Below are 18,792 nucleotides of genomic sequence, written 5' to 3'. Positions count from 1 at the left end.
GTGATTATTTTTTCAATCTTTTAAAAATATTTTTAAAAAATCCTGCCTCCTTTTCCTCTTCATGATACCCGTTTGAATATGCCCCATACCCACCGTAATACCCATAACCATATGCTGATCCGTATTTGGCCTTGTTTTCAAAACCATTCAAAATAATACTAACATTGTTTAACTCGCCTCTTTTTACACGATTATTTAACAATGTAATCATTTCTTTTTTTGAATAATTCTGCCTCACAACATATAGTGTAACATCACTAAACTGCATCAATTCTAATGCATCTGATACGAGCCCGACTGGAGGTGTATCAAGTATTATATAATCGTATGTTTTTTTTAGTTCTTCAATAAACTCACCCATTACTTCACTTATAATTAGTTCTGAAGGATTTGGTGGTATTGGTCCTGAAAGAATAACATCAAGATATGGAATCTGAGTTTTATTTATTATTTCTGTGAGCGTTTTTTGCTTTATTAAATAATTAACAACTCCGTATTGATTGATCAGATTAAATTCATCTGCCAATCTTGGCTTCCTCAAATCCATTCCTATTATCACCGTCTTTTTCTCACTCAACGCAAAAACTGTCGCAATATTAATTGAACAGAATGTCTTTCCCTCTCCACTAATTGAAGAAGTAATCATTAATGTTTTTGCACCATCTAATTGTTTCTTTTTATATAAAAACTGCAGCGATGAACGAATACCCCTAAAGGCTTCGGATAATGCTGATTTTGGTTTCTGAAAAACTGCTAAATCTGTATTATCTTTATTAATACCTACAACTCCTATCAATGGAATTTGTGTTTGTTTATTAATATCTTCGGTATTCTGGATGGTATTATTGATAAAGAAAAGAATGAAAACGATAATTAATGGAAATAAAATTCCTAAAAATAAAGCTAACACGTAATTCACAGATGTTTTGGGGCCAATCAATCCTTCTCCTATATCTTTTGCACTATCTATAAAATGAATATCAGATAAATTAGAAGCCTTTACAATCTCTGCTTCATTTCTCTTTTGAAGAAATGTACTGTAAATATTATCACTTAAATCATACTTTCTTTTAATTTTTAATAATTCCTGTTGCTCTTCCGGCAGTTTCCTAATTGTATTCTCAGCTTGACCTATTTTATTATTTACTAAAGCTAAATCATATTGCAAAGAAGCTTTGGCTGCTGCGATGTTTTCAAGCAAAACATTTTTTACAGCCATCATTTGTTTATCAAAATCTTTAAATATTTTATCACTTTTTACAGCATAAGACATTTCAGATCTCTGAGTTGATAAAGCAATAAGTTTCGAAACGTTTGTGACAATATTTGGATCTTCAATTCCGGCAACTGATGGCGCAGGCAACTTAGAATAATCGATACTATTTTTTAAATATGCTTTTAAAGAATTGTAATATGCAATTTTACGTGTGACTGCATCTTTTTCAACATCAAAATTAAGGATCTTATCAGAAAACTTTTCTCCGCCTTCTTCTATTTCATAAATATTTTTGTCCTTTCTGAAAGATTTAAGCTCATTACCTGTTTCTTTTAACTGGGATTCCATAGCTACAAGTGTACTATCTATGAATGCTATGGTATTTGTAGCAAATTGGTTTTTACCATCTAATTGAATCTTGATTAACATTTTAACAGTCGAATTCAAATATTCTACCATTCGGGCTTTATTTGTACCCTGCATTGACAGTGTAAGAATTGAGCCAGCCTTTTGATCTGCATCAACCCCTATTCCTCGGTAACGGGAAACTGTAGCATCAAAATTATTAAATCTTATAAAATACTCTTTACCTGAATAGAAGCCAGGTTTATCATTTATTTCTAATTTCCAATTTAAAAATGGCAATATAACTTTCTCTCCAACCTTGTATTTTTTTACAAATTCAATGGGCTGAACTGCTGTATTGCTATAGCTATTATCTGAATAAGTAAATAATGAAACTGATTGATTTTGAAAAGGTATTCTGATTTCATATTCGTTTGGACTTAAAAACTTAACACTAATTAAAGTTCCGGCTAATTGAGGCTTTGTTTTATCAATATTCAGGTAAAATGGGACACTACCATAAACATCAATCATATTATATTCTCCTTTTTCAAGGTAATCTATATAATACTGTAATTTATCAACCACCAACTCATTGTGGGATCTAGATTGCAAAATAGTCGAAATACCACTTACCTGATCTGAAATACCACCCCAATTAAAAACTAAACTTGTATTAGATGTAAAAAAAGGATTACTTTCTTCTTTAATCGAAATTAAAGTTTGCATGGCATAAATCTTTTCCTTTCGAATATTAACCTGATAGGCTATAGTAAAAGAGATCAGCAAACTCAGTAGAAACAATTTCCAATAACTTAAAATTTTTAGTAAAAATCCCTTAAAATCAAAACTGGGATGATTTTCAAAAATTGAAAAATCTTTTATATCTAACATCTATGAAATAATTTTTAATTTTTCAACAATAAATAAACCGTTGTTGCCAAAGATAATAAGGTTATAATTGTTCCAATAGATTGTATTCCTGTCTGGCCCGTTCCCCACGTTTTTTGCTTTAGAGGTTTTACATAAACATAATCATTTGGCTGTAAGTAATAATAAGGCGATTTCATCACATTTACATCTGTAAGATCAATATCATTCATCAGTACCCCTGTAGGTGTCTGACGTATTATGGTCACTGCTTTTCTGTTACCAACAATTGTAATATCACCAGCATTTGCGATGGCTTCCATGATGTTTACATGCTCCTGAAATAATGTTTTAGTACCTGTACTTCCTACTTCACCGTTTATCGTGTATCTGAAACCTGATAATTTTACGGTAACAAATATATTTGCCTCTGTTTTGAAGTACTCTTCAAGTAGTTTTTTTTCAATTTTGAGACGTACCTCTTCGAGTGTATATCCAATTACATTTATTTCACCTAGAATTGGCATTCTTATATTTCCATGATCGTCAACGGTAAAGCCATTAAAATACAATTCTGATTCAGATTTACCTCCATTAGCATTTGAATTTTCTGAGGATTTAAAAATAGCAACCAATTTTGGGTCTATTGCTTTAATATCTACACTCAGAACATCATTTACTTGTAGTCTGTATGGTTTTGATTCAACTGCTGAAACCGTCGTTTCATTTCCAGCAGTTCCTTTATCCTGCAAATACACTAAATCTTTTACAGGAATACATGACGTAAAAAATACACTGATTAGTAATAATAAATAAAAACAGTTTTTTGTCATTTTTAAAATTTTATAAGCAAATATAGCTATTCCTGAAGTCTTAAGGAAATCTTAGTTAATTTGTATTAATTTAATTGTTTTTGAATGTTTTTTCAAAAGGCACTCGATTTAAAATACTCCGGCCTAATGTAACTTCATCAGCATATTCTAATTCATCCCCTACTGAAATTCCTCTTGCTATTGTAGAAATTATAATTCCAGAATCAGCAATTTGTTTATAAATATAAAAATTTGTAGTATCTCCTTCCATTGTAGAACTTAATGCAAAAATAATTTCGACAACTTTACCTGATTTTACCTTTTCGACTAAAGTTGTTATGTTTAGCTGACTCGGCCCAACTCCTTCAATTGGAGAAATCTTCCCTCCTAAAACATGATAAATCCCTTTATATTGTCCAGTGTTTTCTATAGCCATCACATCCCTGACATCTTCAACAATACAAATAGTCTGATGATTCCTTGCTAAATTGGCGCAAATTTCGCACACTCTTGTATCCGAAATATTATGACAGCTTTCGCAAAATTTTATATCCTCACGCATATTTAATAATGCCTGTGATAAAAATCTGGTTTGTTCTTTGGGCTGTTTTAATAAATGAAGTACCAGTCTCAAAGCCGTACGTTTGCCAATTCCCGGCAACTGAGACATTTCATTGACTGCTTTTTCTATTAATTTTGATGAAAATTCCATGGGAACAAAAATAATACTTTTATATGGTTTAGCAGGACTTACAATTTAAACATGTTTGCAATATCATAAAGCCATCCCGAATACATCATTCTTAGCCCAAATGGAGAAACTACATGTTTTTGTATCAGATTCACAACAAAGATATAGTATATAGCAGGAATAGCTTCAAAAACTAATATTGATTTGTAGCCAGTAAAACTAATGTACAAGCGACTTCGGCTTTAATATTATTAAGTTCCAGAAGCTGGTAAAATTCAGGATTTTCGGTTCCGGGATTAAAAACTACCCGTTTAGGCTGCGCTTCGATGATATAGTTATAGTAATCGCGCTGGCGAACGGGATTTAAATACAAAGTTACAGTGTCTATATTTTTAACCGGAATGGCTTTAGTTTGAATTTTCACCCCTGCAACTTCACCAGCATTTTGACCAATTGCCAGTACAGTATGCCCTTTTTGAGTCAGCATATTCATTGCTTTATAAGCATAACGTTCCGGTTTTGTTGTTGCACCGAGAACTAAAGTTTTTTTATTTTTCATTATTTCTGAATAAGCCACAAAAGTAATTAAAAAAGACTGAATTAGCTGCGCATTATTAATTTATAGGTTTAAAATGAAAAAACAATATACTAAGATGATATTCGGGTAAAATCTTAAATTTGATTATTTTTACCCAATCAATCTACAACATTATGGATTTATTTATTTATTTATTTGCTGCTCTTTTCTCTGTCCTAAATCCAATTGGTACTGTTCCTATTTTTGTAGGACTTACTCATGATGATTCGAATTCTGAACGCTCCAGAATTTCATTATGGACAGCCATTAATGTTTTTATTATTTTAATGGTTTCTTTTTTTATTGGACAGTATGTCCTTACTTTTTTTGGAATTAGCATTGATGCACTCAGAATAGCTGGTGGTCTTGTAATCTTAAATTCAGGATTTTCCTTGTTATCGGGAAAGATAAGCAAGAAAAGAGGAATTAATAAAAAGGTTGAACATGATGCACAGAAGAGAAATGACATTGCATTAACACCTTTAGCAATTCCCATGCTGGCGGGTCCGGGATCTATTTCATTGTTAATTGCTTTCTATCAGGAGCATCATGAGATAAAAGAAATAATAATTTCAAGTTTAGCTATTTTAACGATAGCAATTACCATTTTTATCATCTTAAAAAGTGCACATTATTTAGCTCGTATCCTGGGAGCTTCAGGTATTGTTGCTATTTCCAGAATAATTGGTTTCATAGTAATTGCTATAGGAATTCAATATATAGTAAGTTCCATAATCAATATCATAAAAGTGAATTTGATGTAATACAAAATAGTCCAATATACTCTTTCTTTATACTATTTTCTATGCGCAAATGGTTATGAAAGGGGATAAAATATAAATTTCATCCCTTTTATTTTAAATTATTTTTTAGTTTTTGGCAAGAAAACTTCAGCCATCATACACCTTGCACTTCCTCCGCCACAAGCTTCAATAGTATCTAAACTAGAACTTAAAATTTCACCATGACTTTCTAATTGGGTAATTTGTTTTGCCGTTAAACTTTGACGGGCCGATGCACTCATAACAATATATTTCTTATCGTTTTCACCTTTTACTTCCAACATATTACCAGCAAAATTATTTACTTGTGCTTCGGTAATTAAAATAATATCTTTTTTATCAGCTTTTAAACTTTCCAGAACCATTTTGCGCTCCTTTTTGTCATCAATACTGTCTGCACAAATAACAGCAAAAGTCTCACCAATACACATCATCACGTTTGTATGATAAATCAATTTGCGCTCACCATCAACAGTTTGAAAGGTTTCAAAAATCACCGGAGCATAATCAAAATCTTCGCAGAATTCGATAAATAATTCTTCATCAGCACGAGGTGATAAAGCGCAATATGCTTTATTGTTTCCCCTGTCTAAAATCAGACTTCCAGTTCCTTCAAGAAAAATGCCATCCTCTTCTGCAGAAGTATAATCCATTATATTGGCAATCTCAAAACCTTTTTCTTCAAGAACATCTAGAATATCTTCACGACGTTCCTGACGACGATTTTCTGCAAACATAGGATACAAGGCCACATCTCCATTTTCATGGAATGATATCCAGTTATTAGGGAAAACACTATCTGGTGTATCTGTTTCTAAAGTATCTTCTATAACGGTAACGTCTATCCCAACTGCTCTCAATTTCTCTACAAATGCATCAAACTCCTGTTGTGCTTTTGTATTCACTGTACTTGGCAAAAGCCCGTCCAAAACTTTTTGATAATAATTATTTACAGCCGTCTGTTCATTCATTCTGAAAGCAACCGGACGAATCATTACAATTGAGCTTGTACTTTGTTTCATATTTTAAAAAATAAAATTAATCTCTAATTAAAGGCAAAGTTGAACATCTCAACAAACCTTCCTGTTTTGCAATTTCAGCATAAGGAATCTCTTCAACTATAAAACCATTAGCACGCAGCCAATTATTTAATCGTGTAAAATTCTTCTCTGAAATCACAATATTTTCATCAATTGAGAATACATTTGAAAACATATTATACATTTCGTTTCTTTCGATATGAAATAGATTTTCCTTTCCAAAAAGATTAACCAGATACATGTAATCAGCTTCTTCACGAAAACCTCTTTTATAAATAATTCCCTTGTTTTTTCCCACGGGCTGAAAACAACAATCTAAGTGAAGGGCATTGTCACGGGCTTCGATTTTGGACTTAACCAAATCAAACTCTTTAACAATTTTATTCGGAAACAAATTTTTAATATAGTTTACTCCTTGTATATTGGTCCTTGCTGTTATGTAATCTTTATAATCACTTCCTTTATAAGTTCCTATAAAAATATGATCATTCCATAACATTACATCTCCACCTTCAATATGAACTTCTTCTGGCGGACGAACTACTTTTAATGGATCAATCTTATTTACCACATATTGAATTGCATCAAGTTCTCGTTCTCTATCTGGCAAAATATTTGATTTTATAAAAACATCATCAATTACAAAACCAATATCCCTGGCAAAAATTTGATTGTAATTTTCTATCATTTCCGGACGATAAACTTTTACATCATATTTTTGAAAAACGGCATTAAAAGCATCCATTTCAGCAACCATATCCTTTTCTACAGGATAAGTTCCTGCTTTAATATGTTCCAATGATTTAGGGTCATAAGCTTCGTCAATTGATGGCGTTGGCCCATTGTGAACGGCAGAACCCAAAACTACAGCACGCAATCTTGAAGTTTCGTTCTTGATATTTAATTGCAACATAAAAGTTAGATTTTGTTGCAAATATAAAAAAAGCTTCACAGTTAAGTGAAGCTTTCATTTTATTTATTTGATTTAAAATCTCTCAATGGATGTCCAGTATAAATTTGTCTTGGTCTTCCAATTGGTTCTTTGTTTTCACGCATTTCTTTCCATTGTGCAATCCAGCCAGGCAATCTACCAATTGCAAACATTACTGTAAACATATCGGTTGGAATCCCTAATGCTCTGTAAATAATCCCCGAATAGAAATCAACATTTGGATATAAGTTTCTTGATTTGAAATATTCATCTTCAAGAGCAGCTGATTCTAATTTTTTTGCAATTTCCAAAATTGGATCTTCAACACCTAAAGTTTCCAAAACTTCTTTAGCTGCCTTTTTAATGATTTTAGCTCTTGGATCAAAGTTTTTATAAACTCTGTGGCCAAATCCCATTAACCTGAATGGGTCATTTTTATCTTTTGCTTTCGCTAAAAATTTATCAGTATCTCCACCATCTTTATTGATATCCTCCAACATCTCAAGTACTGCTTGATTTGCTCCTCCATGAAGTGGCCCCCAAAGAGCAGAAACTCCAGCAGAAATTGAAGCATACAAGCCAGCGTGAGATGAACCCACCATTCTTACCGTAGAAGTTGAGCAGTTTTGCTCATGATCAGCATGCAAAATAAACAATTTATCTAATGCATCTATAACAACAGGGCTTGCTTTGTAAGGACCTGTAGGCAATTGAAACATTAACTGCATAAAGTTTTCAACATAACCTTTTGTATTATCATAGTAATTTAAAGGATACCCCATTGATTTTCTATATGTCCATGTAGCAATTACAAGAAATTTAGACATCATTTTACAAATAGCCTCATACATTTCTTTGTCATTATCCACATTTACAGCTTTTGGATTAAATGCTGTAAGTGCACTTGTCAAAGCAGACAAAACTCCCATTGGATGTGCTGTTTTTGGAAACCCATCGATAATATTTTTCATTTCTTCGTTTACCAAAGAATGTTTTTTAATATCAATTTCAAATTGCTCTAATTCTTTGGCAGTTGGTAACTCCCCAAAAATTAAAAGATAAGAAGTTTCTAAAAAGCTGGCCTTTTCAGCTAACTCTTCAATTGAATACCCCCTATAACGCAGAATTCCTAGTTCTCCATCCAGAAAAGTAATTTCACTTTTACAAGATCCTGAGTTTTTATAACCCGGATCAATCGTAATAATACCAGTTAAATCACGTAATTTGTTAATATCGATAGCTGATTCATTTTCACTTCCAGTTATTACCGGAAGTTCAATTTTTTTACCATCTACTTCTAATGTAGCTATTTTTGACATAATATATCGGAAATAATTCTTTAAAATAATAATTTATCAAATCTAAGGAATTTAAGACTAATTAAAAAAGGAATAATGCCATCAATTTGTTAAAACTCCAAAAAAAAACCATCCGTTAAACGAATGGTTTAATTCTACAATATAACTCTTACAATTATTTAATCTTAAAAGCATTTAGCCCTGGAAAATAAGCAGTACTTCCTAATTCTTCTTCAATTCTTAATAACTGATTGTATTTTGCCATACGATCAGAGCGGGAAGCAGAACCTGTCTTAATCTGACCACAGTTTAAAGCTACAGCTAAATCAGCAATTGTATTATCTTCTGTTTCACCAGAACGATGAGACATTACTGAAGTATACCCCGCATTTTTAGCCATATTTACAGCAGCAATAGTTTCAGTTAAGGTACCAATTTGATTAACCTTCACTAAAATAGAATTTGCTATTCCCTTTTTAATCCCAGTAGATAAACGCTCGACATTTGTAACAAACAAATCATCTCCAACCAACTGAACTTTGTCTCCAATTTTCTCTGTAAGTAACTTCCAACCATCCCAATCATCTTCATACATTCCATCTTCAATAGAAATAATAGGATATTTTGAAGCTAATTCAGCCAAGTAAGAAGCCTGCTCCTCAGAAGTCCTGATTTTTCCAGTTTCTCCTTCAAATTTTGTATAATCGTATTTACCATTTACATAAAATTCAGAAGCAGCACAGTCAAGTGCAATCATAATTTCATCACCAAAAGAATATCCTGCTTTTTCAACGGCCAATTTAATAGTATCCAAAGCATCCTCTGTACCACCTGCCAAATTTGGAGCAAAACCACCTTCATCACCTACTGCAGTACTTAATCCTCTGTCATGTAATACTTTTTTCAAGCTATGAAAAATTTCAGTCCCCATTTGCATAGAATGTGTAAAAGAAGTAGCCTTCACAGGGAAAATCATAAATTCCTGAAAGGCAATCGGCGCATCAGAGTGAGACCCTCCATTGATAATATTCATCATAGGAACAGGCAATGTGTTTGCAGAAACTCCACCGACATATCTGTATAACGGCAATCCAAGTTCATTAGCAGCAGCTTTTGCAGCAGCCAAAGAAACTCCTAAAATAGCATTAGCGCCTAATTTAGATTTATTTGGCGTTCCGTCTAAATCGATCATTAGTTGATCGATAGTATTTTGCTCAAAAACAGAAGTTCCAACTAATTCTTCAGCAATAACAGTATTAACATTATTCACCGCATTCAAAACCCCTTTTCCAAGATAAGCCTTACCTCCATCACGTAATTCAACAGCTTCGTGCTCTCCAGTTGATGCTCCAGACGGAACAGCAGCTCTACCTAATACACCATTTTCAGTTACTACATCAACTTCAATAGTAGGATTCCCTCTGGAATCAAGAATTTGTCTTGCGTGAACTTTAATTATAATACTCATTATTTTTGTTTTTTATTAATAAATTATGTTTTTTTTTCGAAAGTATAAAAATATTCAATACTAAAAACGCATTCTCATTATTAAACACCTTTATTTATTAACTACATCGTTTTAGACCCTGCTAATTTTATATTCTCAACAAATTGATCAAATAAATAAGATGAATCGTGGGGTCCAGGGCTTGCCTCTGGATGGTATTGTACAGAAAAACAATTTTTGTTTTTCATTCTCATACCTGCAACTGAATCATCATTTAAATGCACATGTGTAAGTTCTAGTTCCGGATGCTCATTTAATGCTTCTCTTTTTACAGCAAAACCATGATTTTGAGAAGTAATTTCGCCTTTACCTGTTATTACATTCTTAACTGGATGGTTAATACCTCGGTGTCCACCGAACATTTTGTATGTCTGAACTCCGTTTGCCAGAGCAATAATCTGATGACCTAAACAAATTCCAAACAAAGGCCTGTCATCTGCAATGATTCTTTTTGCAACCTCAATCGCACCGTTTAGCGGATCGGGATCACCTGGACCATTTGACAAAAAATACCCGTCGGGATTAAATGCAACCAAATCTTCATAGGTAGAATCATATGGAAAAACTTTTATGTAGCAATCTCTTTTTGCAAGATTTCGCAAAATATTCTTTTTAATTCCTAAATCTAAGGCCGAAATTTTATATTTAGCACCCTCATTACCAAAAAAATATGGCTCCGTAGTTGAAACTTTTGAAGCCAACTCTAAACCTTCCATATTTGGTACATTAGCCAATTCTTTTTTCAAATCTTGAACCGAAGTACCATCCGTGCAAATAACAGCATTCATAGCACCGTTGTCACGAATATAACTCACAAGTGCTCTGGTGTCAACATCAGATATACAGATTAAATTTTGTTTGACAAAATAATCTTCCAAACTTCCTGACGCATCCTCTCTTGAATAATTAAAACTGAAATTTTTACAAACTAAACCAGCGATTTTTACGCTATCAGATTCAATTTCCAAATCATTAACACCATAGTTCCCAATATGAGCATTGGTCGCCACGATAATTTGACCAAAATAAGAAGGATCAGTAAAGATTTCCTGATATCCGGTCATCCCAGTATTAAAACAAACCTCTCCGAAAGTCTTACCGCTAATACCGATAGACTTACCATGAAAAATAGTTCCATCGCTTAGTAGTAAAATGGCACTTTGTCGTGTTGTGTATTTCATTCTTTAATTGTATTGTTTTTTATCGTCTTCTAAAACAAGCGGTAGCTCGTTTATTTGTATTAGATATCTTTTTGCAAATTTACTTTTTTAAAAGAGTGCTTCCAAGATTTTTTAAAAATTTCATTCATAAAAATAAAACCATAGAACTGAAATAAGTTAAATCTGTCCCACTTTTAAAAATCAAAAAAAAAGGATAAACTAAAAATTAGTTTATCCTTGATTTCTATAGAATCATTACTTTCATAATTATTCAGAAGCATCAGTAGTCGACTCTGATTCAGCTGCCGGAGCTTCAGGAGTTGTCTCCTCTGCTTTTTTAGCTTTACCACCACGACGGCTTTTTGCTTTTTTAACTTCTTTTTTACCACCATTGTAAAGTTCATTGAAATCTACAAGTTCAATCATTGCCATATCAGCATTATCTCCCAAACGATTTCCAACTTTAATGATACGAGTGTATCCACCTGGACGGTCACCAACTTTAGCAGCTACATCTCTGAACAAGTCAGTTACAGCATATTTGCTACGTAAGTAAGCAAAAACAATACGACGGTTATGAGTCGTATCCTCTTTTGATTTTGTAATTAAAGGCTCAACGAATTGTTTAAGCGCTTTAGCTTTAGCAACAGTAGTATTAATACGCTTGTGCTCAATAAGAGAACAAGCCATATTAGCCAACATAGCTTTTCTATGTCCAGTCTGTCTGCTTAAGTGATTGAATTTTTTTCCGTGTCTCATTGCTATTTTAAATTTAACCCCGCAAGCGGAATTGAATTATTCTTTATCTAATTTGTATTTAGCTAAATCCATTCCGAAAGTTAAATTTTTAACTGCAACAAGCTCATCAAGCTCAGTTAAAGATTTTTTACCAAAATTACGGAATTTCATTAGGTCATTTTTATTGAACGATACTAAATCACCAAGTGTATCAACTTCAGCCGCTTTCAAGCAATTTAATGCTCTCACAGATAAATCCATATCAACAAGCTTAGTTTTAAGCAATTGTCTCATATGCAATGACTCTTCATCATACGATTCTGTTTGTGCAATTTCGTCAGCCTCGAGTGTAATTCTTTCGTCAGAAAATAACATGAAGTGGTGAATTAAAACTTTAGCAGCTTCAGTAAGAGCATCTTTTGGATTAATAGAGCCATCAGTTTTAATTTCAAAAACTAATTTTTCATAATCTGTTTTTTGCTCAACACGGAAGTTTTCAATTGCATATTTTACATTTTTTACCGGAGTAAAAATAGAATCCGTAAAAATAGTACCAATTGCCGCATTTTGTTTTTTGTTCTCCTCAGCAGGAACATATCCTCTACCCTTTTCGATTGTTAAGTCGAAATTCAATTTGATTTTCGAATCTAAATTACAGATAACTAAGTCTGGATTAAGGACTTGAAAACCTGATATAAATTTTTGAAAATCACCTGCTGTCAATTGATCTTTACCAGAAACAGAAATTGTAACTGCTTCATTATCTATATCTTCAATTTGACGTTTAAAACGTACCTGTTTTAGATTAAGAATAATTTCGGTAACATCTTCAACAACACCTGAAATAGTAGAAAACTCATGATCTACACCCTCGATACGAACAGATGTAATTGCATAACCTTCTAATGCTGAAAGCAAAACTCTTCTAAGTGCATTACCAACTGTCAATCCATAACCAGGTTCTAAAGGTCTAAATTCGAATTTACCTTCAAAATCGGTTGAATCGATCATGATAACTTTATCGGGCTTTTGAAAATTAAATATTGCCATAAATTTCGACTAAGTCAATTATTATTTGTTGTACAACTCTACGATTAATTGTTCTTTAATGTTTTCTGGAATTTGAAGTCTTGCAGGTACAGAAACGAAAGTTCCTTCTTTAAGTTCATTGTTCCAAGTAATCCATTCATAAACATGACTTGAATTTGATAAAGAACGTTCGATAGCTTCTAAAGATTTAGATTTTTCACGAACCGCAACTTTATCACCAGGCTTAAGGTGGTAAGAAGGGATATTTACAACTTCACCATTTACGGTAATGTGTCTGTGAGAAACCAATTGTCTTGCACCTCTACGAGATGGAGCAATCCCCATTCTAAAAACAACATTATCTAATCTTGCTTCACATAGTTGTAAAAGAACTTCACCAGTAACACCTTTAGTAGCTGATGCTTTTTTGAATAAACCTCTGAATTGTTTTTCTAAAATTCCATAAGAATATTTAGCCTTTTGCTTTTCCATTAACTGAACAGCATACTCAGATTTTTTTCCTCTTTTTTTAGCCATCCCGTGTTGTCCAGGTGGGTAATTTCTTTTTTCGAAAGATTTATCATCTCCGAAGATTGCTTCGCCAAATTTACGAGCAATTCTAGTTTTAGGACCAGTATATCTTGCCATTTCTAAAAAAATTAAATTTAAGGTAGAGATTATGAATTCAGGTCAAATCCTTCGATAATCGTTTATTCTACCTTGTTATACTTAAATATATTATTAAACTCTACGTCTCTTTGGAGGACGACAACCGTTGTGAGGCATTGGAGTAACATCGATAATCTCTGTAACTTCAATTCCACCGTTATGAATAGAACGAATAGCAGACTCACGTCCGTTTCCTGGTCCTTTTACATAAACCTTAACTTTTTTAAGTCCTGCCTCAAGAGCTACTTTACTACAATCTTCTGCGGCCATTTGAGCTGCATACGGAGTATTCTTTTTAGAACCTCTGAAACCCATTTTACCAGCTGAAGACCAAGAAATAACTTCACCTTTCTTATTTGTTAAAGAAATAATGATATTGTTGAAAGTGGCAGAAATATGAGCTTCACCCGTTGATTCAACGATAACTTTACGTTTTTTTGCAGTTGCTTTAGCCATATTACTTATTATTTAGTTGCTTTTTTCTTGTTAGCAACAGTTTTTCTTTTACCTTTTCTTGTTCTAGAGTTGTTTTTAGTTCTTTGTCCTCGTAACGGAAGACCAGATCTATGACGGATACCTCTGTAACATCCAATATCCATTAAACGTTTGATGTTCAAAGAAACTTCAGAACGTAATTCTCCTTCAATTTTGTAAAATCCAACTGCGTCACGAATTGCTCCGATCTCGTCATCATTCCAATCTTGAACTTTTTTATCCTGGCTAACTTGAGCTTTCTCTAAAATCTCAATTGCTCTACTTCTTCCTAATCCGAAGATATACGTAAGTGCTATAACACCTCTTTTGTTTTTTGGGATATCTACCCCTGCTATTCTTGCCATAATTATCCTTGTCTTTGTTTAAATCTAGGATTCTTTTTGTTTATTACGTACAGTCTCCCTTTTCTACGCACGATAATGCACTCGGCACTTCTCTTTTTTACTGATGCTCTAACTTTCATAGTGAATATCCTTTAATATCGATAAGTAATTCTTGCTTTTGACAAATCATAAGGGCTCATTTCCAGTTTCACTTTATCACCAGGTAATAATTTGATGTAATGCATACGCATTTTTCCAGAAATATGAGCAATTACAATATGTCCATTTTCTAATTCTACACGGAACATTGCATTTGACAATGCTTCAATGATTGATCCGTCTTGTTCTATTGCTGATTGTTTTGCCATAAATATATTAAGCTACCGCTTTTCTATTTTTACCAGTCTTCATTAAACCATCATAATGTTTGTTTAACAAGTATGAATTGATCTGTTGAATAGTATCTATTGCAACTCCAACCATAATTATTAATGAGGTACCTCCAAAAAACATTGCCCAAGACTGTTGTACATCCATAACACTTACAACAATAGCTGGGAACACAGCAATTAAAGCAAGGAATAAAGATCCTGGGAAAGTTATTAAAGACATCACTTTATCAAGAAATTCTGAAGTTTCAGTTCCTGGACGAACTCCTGGAATAAAACCACCACTTCTTTTTAAATCATCGGCCATTTTATTAGTAGGTACAGTAATAGCAGTGTAAAAGAAAGTAAATACAATAATTAAAGTTGCAAATACAAAATTATACCAAAAACCGAACATATTACTAAATGCCCCAACGATAGATTGTGATGTATCAGATTTAGATAATCCAGCCACAGCAGCAGGAATAAACATGATTGCCTGAGCAAAAATGATTGGCATAACCCCAGAAGCATTAAGCTTAAGCGGAATCCATTGTCTGTTACCACCTGCTAAATCCTGCTCGTAATCTCCCGTAGTTGTACGACGAGCATACTGAACTGGAATCCTACGTACTGCCATTGTAAGCAATACACAAGAAATAATAACAAGTAACCATACAATAATTTCAATAACCAATAACATTGGACCACCGTTATTATTGGTAACTCTGGTTGTAAATTCTTGTATAAAAGCTTGTGGTAAGCGAGCTAAGATACCAACCATAATTAATAATGAAATTCCATTTCCAATACCTTTATCTGTAATTTTTTCTCCAAGCCACATAGCAAAAATAGTACCGGTAACCAAGATAATAACAGAAGAAAACAAAAACTCCGGAGAGTTAAATCCTAACAAAAAAGCATTACCAGGAAGTGTTCTGTATAAATTATAGATATAAGTTGGACCTTGAACCAATGTAATAGCAATAGTTAACCAACGTGTAATTTGATTAATTTTTTTTCTACCACTCTCCCCATCGTTTTGAAGTTTTTGCAAATATGGAATCGCAATTCCCATTAACTGAACAACAATAGACGCAGAAATATAAGGCATGATACCTAAAGCAAAAACTGAAGCTTTAGAAAAAGCACCTCCGGTGAACATGTCTAAGATGGATCCTAAACCATTTTTTGTTTGTCCCGCTAAACCAGTCAATTGAGTTGCATCAATTCCAGGAAGCGTAACGTGTGCTCCAAAACGATATACTAAAAGCAAACCTAATGTAATCAGGATTCTGTTTTTCAGTTCTTCGATTTTCCAAACATTACTTATTGATTCAATAAATTTCTTCATACAATAGAAAAATTATATTGTTACAGCTTCTCCACCAGCAGCTTCAATAGCAGCTTTTGCAGTAGCAGTAAATTTGTGAGCAGTTACTTTTAATTTTGCTTTCAATTCTCCTCTACCTAAAATCTTAACGATTTCATTTTTTGTAGCCAAACGGTTTGATACGAAATCTGTCATTGAAACAGAGTCAGTAATTACACCATTATCTACTAATAATTGAAGCGTATCTAAATTAACACCTTCGTATTCTTTACGGTTGATGTTTGTGAAACCAAACTTAGGCACACGTCTTTGAAGTGGCATTTGCCCTCCTTCAAAACCAATCTTTTTAGAATAACCAGAACGAGATTTTGCACCTTTGTGACCTCTTGCAGAAGTACCACCTTTTCCAGAACCCTCTCCTCTACCTAATCTTTTATTTTGATTGTGCGTTGACCCTTCAGCTGGCTGTAAGTTACTTAAATTCATAACAGTATTTGTTATTTAGCTTCTTCTACAGAAACTAAGTGTTTAACTTTGTTTATCATCCCAAGGATAGCAGGGTTTGAATCATGCTCTACAACTTGTCCCATTTTACGTAGACCCAAAGCTTCCAAACCTCTCTTTTGAGAAAGAGGACAGTTGATTTTGCTTCTTACTTGTTTTACTAATAATTTAGCCATAATTTCCTTGAATTAACCTTTAAAAACTTTTTCTAAAGAAACACCTCTTTGTTTTGCAACAGTATAAGCGCTTCTCATTTGTAATAAAGCATCAAAAGTTGCTTTCACTACGTTATGAGGATTTGATGATCCCTGAGATTTTGATAATACATCATGAATACCTACTGATTCCAGAACTGAACGTACAGCTCCACCAGCAATAACCCCTGTACCATGAGAAGCAGGAATTAAGAATACACGTGCACCACCAAACTTACCTTTTTGTTCGTGAGGAACAGATTGACCGTTCAAAGGAATTTTTACTAAATTTTTCTTAGCATCTTCTACTGCTTTCGCAATTGCTTCAGAAACGTCTTTAGATTTTCCTAATCCGTGACCAACTACTCCGTTTTCATCACCTACCACTACAATAGCAGAAAAACCGAAAGCTCTACCTCCTTTTGTAACTTTAGTAACACGATTTACACTTACCAGACGATCTTTAAGTTCAAGACCACTTGGTTTTACCAATTCTACATTTTTGTATTTAGACATAATATATTAGAATTTAAGTCCAGCCGCTCTTGCGCCTTCTGCTAATGATTTAATACGACCGTGATATAAATATCCACCTCTGTCAAAAGTGATGGTATCAATCCCGGCTTTTAACGCTTTTTCAGCAACTAGTTTTCCAACTGCAGCAGCTACTTCAACGTTAGTACCTTTTCCTATTTCTTTTTCTCTTGAAGATGCAGCTAAAATAGTAACTCCATTCACATCATCAATAAGTTGAGCGTAAATTTCTTTGTTACTTCTAAATACAGATAATCTTGGGTTAGCAGCAGTACCACTAATCGATTTTCTAATTCTGAATCTAATTCTCTGTCTTCTATCAGATTTTGTTAATGACATAATCTTATTTTTTAAGCTGATTTACCTGCTTTTCTTCTTAATACTTCACCTACAAATTTAACACCTTTTCCTTTGTATGGCTCAGGCTTACGGAAACCTCTGATTTTCGCAGCTACCTGACCTAAAAGTTGTTTGTCAAATGATGTTAATTTTACGATAGGGTTTTTACCTTTTTCAGATATTGTTTCTACCACTACTTCCGGAGCAACTTCTAAAACAATATTGTGAGAATATCCAAGAGCTAAATCTAATTTTTGACCTTGGTTTGAAGCTCTGTAACCAACACCAACTAATTCAAGTTCTTTTGTAAAACCTTCAGATACACCAACAATCATATTACTGATTAAAGATCTGTATAATCCATGTTTTGCTCTTTGGTCTTTATGATCAGACGATCTTTCTACTAAAGCTTGATCGCCTTCAACTGTCACAGTTACGTCCGAAAACTCCTGAGTTAGTTGACCTTTTTTTCCTTTTACTGTAATAATACCGTCTTTAACTTCTACAGTTACACCAGCAGGGATTACAATTGGGCTTTTACCTATTCTTGACATCTTATTTAGTCTTTAAAATTAGTATACGTAACAAATTACTTCACCACCTACATTTAATTGCTTAGCTTGTTTTCCTGTCATCAAACCTTTTGATGTAGAAACAATAGCAATTCCTAATCCATTAAGGATTCTTGGTAATTTGGCAGCACCTGCATATTTACGTAAACCAGGTTTACTAATTCTTTGGATATCTTTAATTACTGGCTCTTTAGTATCTTTATCATACTTCAAAGCAATTTTGATTGAACCCTGAACAGAGTTGTCCTCAAATTTGTAACTTAAGATATAACCTTGATCAAACAAGATCTTAGTTATTTCTTTTTTTAGATTAGATGCGGGAATTTCAACAACTTTGTGATTTGCAGCCACAGCGTTACGAACTCTAGTCAAATAATCTGCAATAGGATCTGTATACATATGTATTTGATTGCGATTATGGTTTTCGGGAGACACCCGCCTCCCGAACCTTTAATCAATTAAAAA

24 protein-coding genes are annotated in these 18,792 nt (G+C 33.2%); 1 reads left to right on the top strand and 23 read right to left on the bottom strand.

The window, feature by feature from the left end:
• Positions 1 to 4 precede the first annotated feature (4 nt).
• The 4 genes from DMB65_RS05275 to DMB65_RS05260 all read right to left on the bottom strand — a co-directional run bounded on the left by DMB65_RS05275 (position 5) and on the right by DMB65_RS05260 (position 4,493).
• Complete coding sequence (locus DMB65_RS05275; protein WP_110305608.1) at positions 5 to 2,455, bottom strand: exopolysaccharide transport family protein; 2,451 nt, start codon at positions 2,453 to 2,455, stop codon at positions 5 to 7.
• A 14-nt stretch (positions 2,456 to 2,469) separates the two neighbouring features.
• Positions 2,470 to 3,264, bottom strand: a complete 795-nt coding sequence (locus DMB65_RS05270; RefSeq protein WP_110305607.1) for a polysaccharide biosynthesis/export family protein — start codon at positions 3,262 to 3,264, stop codon at positions 2,470 to 2,472.
• Positions 3,265 to 3,334: 70 nt separating this feature from the next.
• Entirely contained in the window at positions 3,335 to 3,955 is a 621-nt protein-coding gene (recR, locus tag DMB65_RS05265) for a recombination mediator RecR (RefSeq protein WP_110305606.1), read from the bottom strand.
• Between the two features lie 172 nt (positions 3,956 to 4,127).
• A complete protein-coding gene (locus DMB65_RS05260) occupies positions 4,128 to 4,493 on the bottom strand; it encodes a CoA-binding protein (protein WP_110305605.1) in 366 nt (121 codons plus the stop codon).
• Positions 4,494 to 4,645: 152 nt separating this feature from the next.
• Here DMB65_RS05260 and DMB65_RS05255 point away from each other — a divergent pair, with 152 nt between their 5' ends.
• Positions 4,646 to 5,275, top strand: coding sequence for a MarC family NAAT transporter (locus tag DMB65_RS05255; protein ID WP_110305604.1), 630 nt, complete (start codon positions 4,646 to 4,648; stop codon positions 5,273 to 5,275).
• Between the two features lie 98 nt (positions 5,276 to 5,373).
• Here DMB65_RS05255 and ctlX read toward each other — a convergent pair whose 3' ends face one another.
• The 19 genes from ctlX to rpsH all read right to left on the bottom strand — a co-directional run bounded on the left by ctlX (position 5,374) and on the right by rpsH (position 18,726).
• Positions 5,374 to 6,315 carry a citrulline utilization hydrolase CtlX gene (ctlX, locus tag DMB65_RS05250; protein ID WP_110305603.1) on the bottom strand — a complete coding sequence of 314 codons (942 nt, stop codon included), beginning with the start codon at positions 6,313 to 6,315 and terminating at the stop codon, positions 5,374 to 5,376.
• Between the two features lie 16 nt (positions 6,316 to 6,331).
• Complete coding sequence (locus DMB65_RS05245) at positions 6,332 to 7,246, bottom strand: dimethylarginine dimethylaminohydrolase family protein (RefSeq protein WP_110305602.1); 915 nt, start codon at positions 7,244 to 7,246, stop codon at positions 6,332 to 6,334.
• Between the two features lie 59 nt (positions 7,247 to 7,305).
• Entirely contained in the window at positions 7,306 to 8,583 is a 1,278-nt protein-coding gene (locus tag DMB65_RS05240) for a citrate synthase (protein WP_110305601.1), read from the bottom strand.
• 154 nt (positions 8,584 to 8,737) lie between these two features.
• Positions 8,738 to 10,030: a phosphopyruvate hydratase gene (gene eno / locus DMB65_RS05235; RefSeq protein ID WP_110305600.1), complete on the bottom strand. Its 1,293-nt coding sequence runs from the start codon at positions 10,028 to 10,030 to the stop codon at positions 8,738 to 8,740.
• Between the two features lie 101 nt (positions 10,031 to 10,131).
• Positions 10,132 to 11,250, bottom strand: coding sequence for a glutamine-hydrolyzing carbamoyl-phosphate synthase small subunit (carA, locus tag DMB65_RS05230; protein ID WP_110305599.1), 1,119 nt, complete (start codon positions 11,248 to 11,250; stop codon positions 10,132 to 10,134).
• A 246-nt stretch (positions 11,251 to 11,496) separates the two neighbouring features.
• On the bottom strand, positions 11,497 to 11,988 hold the full coding sequence (rplQ, locus tag DMB65_RS05225; protein ID WP_110305598.1) for a 50S ribosomal protein L17: 492 nt from the start codon (positions 11,986 to 11,988) through the stop codon (positions 11,497 to 11,499).
• Positions 11,989 to 12,024: 36 nt separating this feature from the next.
• On the bottom strand, positions 12,025 to 13,017 hold the full coding sequence (locus DMB65_RS05220; protein ID WP_026109818.1) for a DNA-directed RNA polymerase subunit alpha: 993 nt from the start codon (positions 13,015 to 13,017) through the stop codon (positions 12,025 to 12,027).
• A 21-nt stretch (positions 13,018 to 13,038) separates the two neighbouring features.
• Positions 13,039 to 13,644 carry a 30S ribosomal protein S4 gene (rpsD, locus tag DMB65_RS05215; RefSeq protein WP_110305597.1) on the bottom strand — a complete coding sequence of 202 codons (606 nt, stop codon included), beginning with the start codon at positions 13,642 to 13,644 and terminating at the stop codon, positions 13,039 to 13,041.
• A gap of 93 nt (positions 13,645 to 13,737) precedes the next feature.
• On the bottom strand, positions 13,738 to 14,121 hold the full coding sequence (gene rpsK, locus DMB65_RS05210; RefSeq protein WP_007803677.1) for a 30S ribosomal protein S11: 384 nt from the start codon (positions 14,119 to 14,121) through the stop codon (positions 13,738 to 13,740).
• 8 nt (positions 14,122 to 14,129) lie between these two features.
• Positions 14,130 to 14,504, bottom strand: coding sequence for a 30S ribosomal protein S13 (gene rpsM / locus DMB65_RS05205; protein ID WP_031456033.1), 375 nt, complete (start codon positions 14,502 to 14,504; stop codon positions 14,130 to 14,132).
• Positions 14,505 to 14,506: 2 nt separating this feature from the next.
• Positions 14,507 to 14,623, bottom strand: coding sequence for a type B 50S ribosomal protein L36 (gene ykgO, locus DMB65_RS05200; protein ID WP_002987490.1), 117 nt, complete (start codon positions 14,621 to 14,623; stop codon positions 14,507 to 14,509).
• 12 nt (positions 14,624 to 14,635) lie between these two features.
• Complete coding sequence (gene infA, locus DMB65_RS05195) at positions 14,636 to 14,851, bottom strand: translation initiation factor IF-1 (protein WP_007136545.1); 216 nt, start codon at positions 14,849 to 14,851, stop codon at positions 14,636 to 14,638.
• A 7-nt stretch (positions 14,852 to 14,858) separates the two neighbouring features.
• On the bottom strand, positions 14,859 to 16,205 hold the full coding sequence (gene secY, locus DMB65_RS05190) for a preprotein translocase subunit SecY (protein WP_110305596.1): 1,347 nt from the start codon (positions 16,203 to 16,205) through the stop codon (positions 14,859 to 14,861).
• Positions 16,206 to 16,217: 12 nt separating this feature from the next.
• Positions 16,218 to 16,670: a 50S ribosomal protein L15 gene (gene rplO / locus DMB65_RS05185; RefSeq protein WP_110305595.1), complete on the bottom strand. Its 453-nt coding sequence runs from the start codon at positions 16,668 to 16,670 to the stop codon at positions 16,218 to 16,220.
• Between the two features lie 11 nt (positions 16,671 to 16,681).
• A complete protein-coding gene (gene rpmD / locus DMB65_RS05180; RefSeq protein WP_017495010.1) occupies positions 16,682 to 16,864 on the bottom strand; it encodes a 50S ribosomal protein L30 in 183 nt (60 codons plus the stop codon).
• 12 nt (positions 16,865 to 16,876) lie between these two features.
• Positions 16,877 to 17,401, bottom strand: coding sequence for a 30S ribosomal protein S5 (gene rpsE, locus DMB65_RS05175; RefSeq protein ID WP_085950271.1), 525 nt, complete (start codon positions 17,399 to 17,401; stop codon positions 16,877 to 16,879).
• A 3-nt stretch (positions 17,402 to 17,404) separates the two neighbouring features.
• Complete coding sequence (gene rplR / locus DMB65_RS05170; protein ID WP_031456035.1) at positions 17,405 to 17,755, bottom strand: 50S ribosomal protein L18; 351 nt, start codon at positions 17,753 to 17,755, stop codon at positions 17,405 to 17,407.
• 11 nt (positions 17,756 to 17,766) lie between these two features.
• Positions 17,767 to 18,309: a 50S ribosomal protein L6 gene (rplF, locus tag DMB65_RS05165; protein WP_031456036.1), complete on the bottom strand. Its 543-nt coding sequence runs from the start codon at positions 18,307 to 18,309 to the stop codon at positions 17,767 to 17,769.
• A gap of 18 nt (positions 18,310 to 18,327) precedes the next feature.
• Positions 18,328 to 18,726 (bottom strand): 30S ribosomal protein S8, encoded by a 399-nt coding sequence (gene rpsH, locus DMB65_RS05160; RefSeq protein ID WP_017495014.1) that lies wholly within the window; start codon positions 18,724 to 18,726, stop codon positions 18,328 to 18,330.
• Positions 18,727 to 18,792: the final 66 nt, after the last annotated feature.

This window comes from Flavobacterium cheongpyeongense (assembly GCF_003202435.1).
Taxonomy (GTDB): domain Bacteria; phylum Bacteroidota; class Bacteroidia; order Flavobacteriales; family Flavobacteriaceae; genus Flavobacterium; species Flavobacterium cheongpyeongense.
This window is presented reverse-complemented; position numbering and strand designations above follow the sequence as displayed.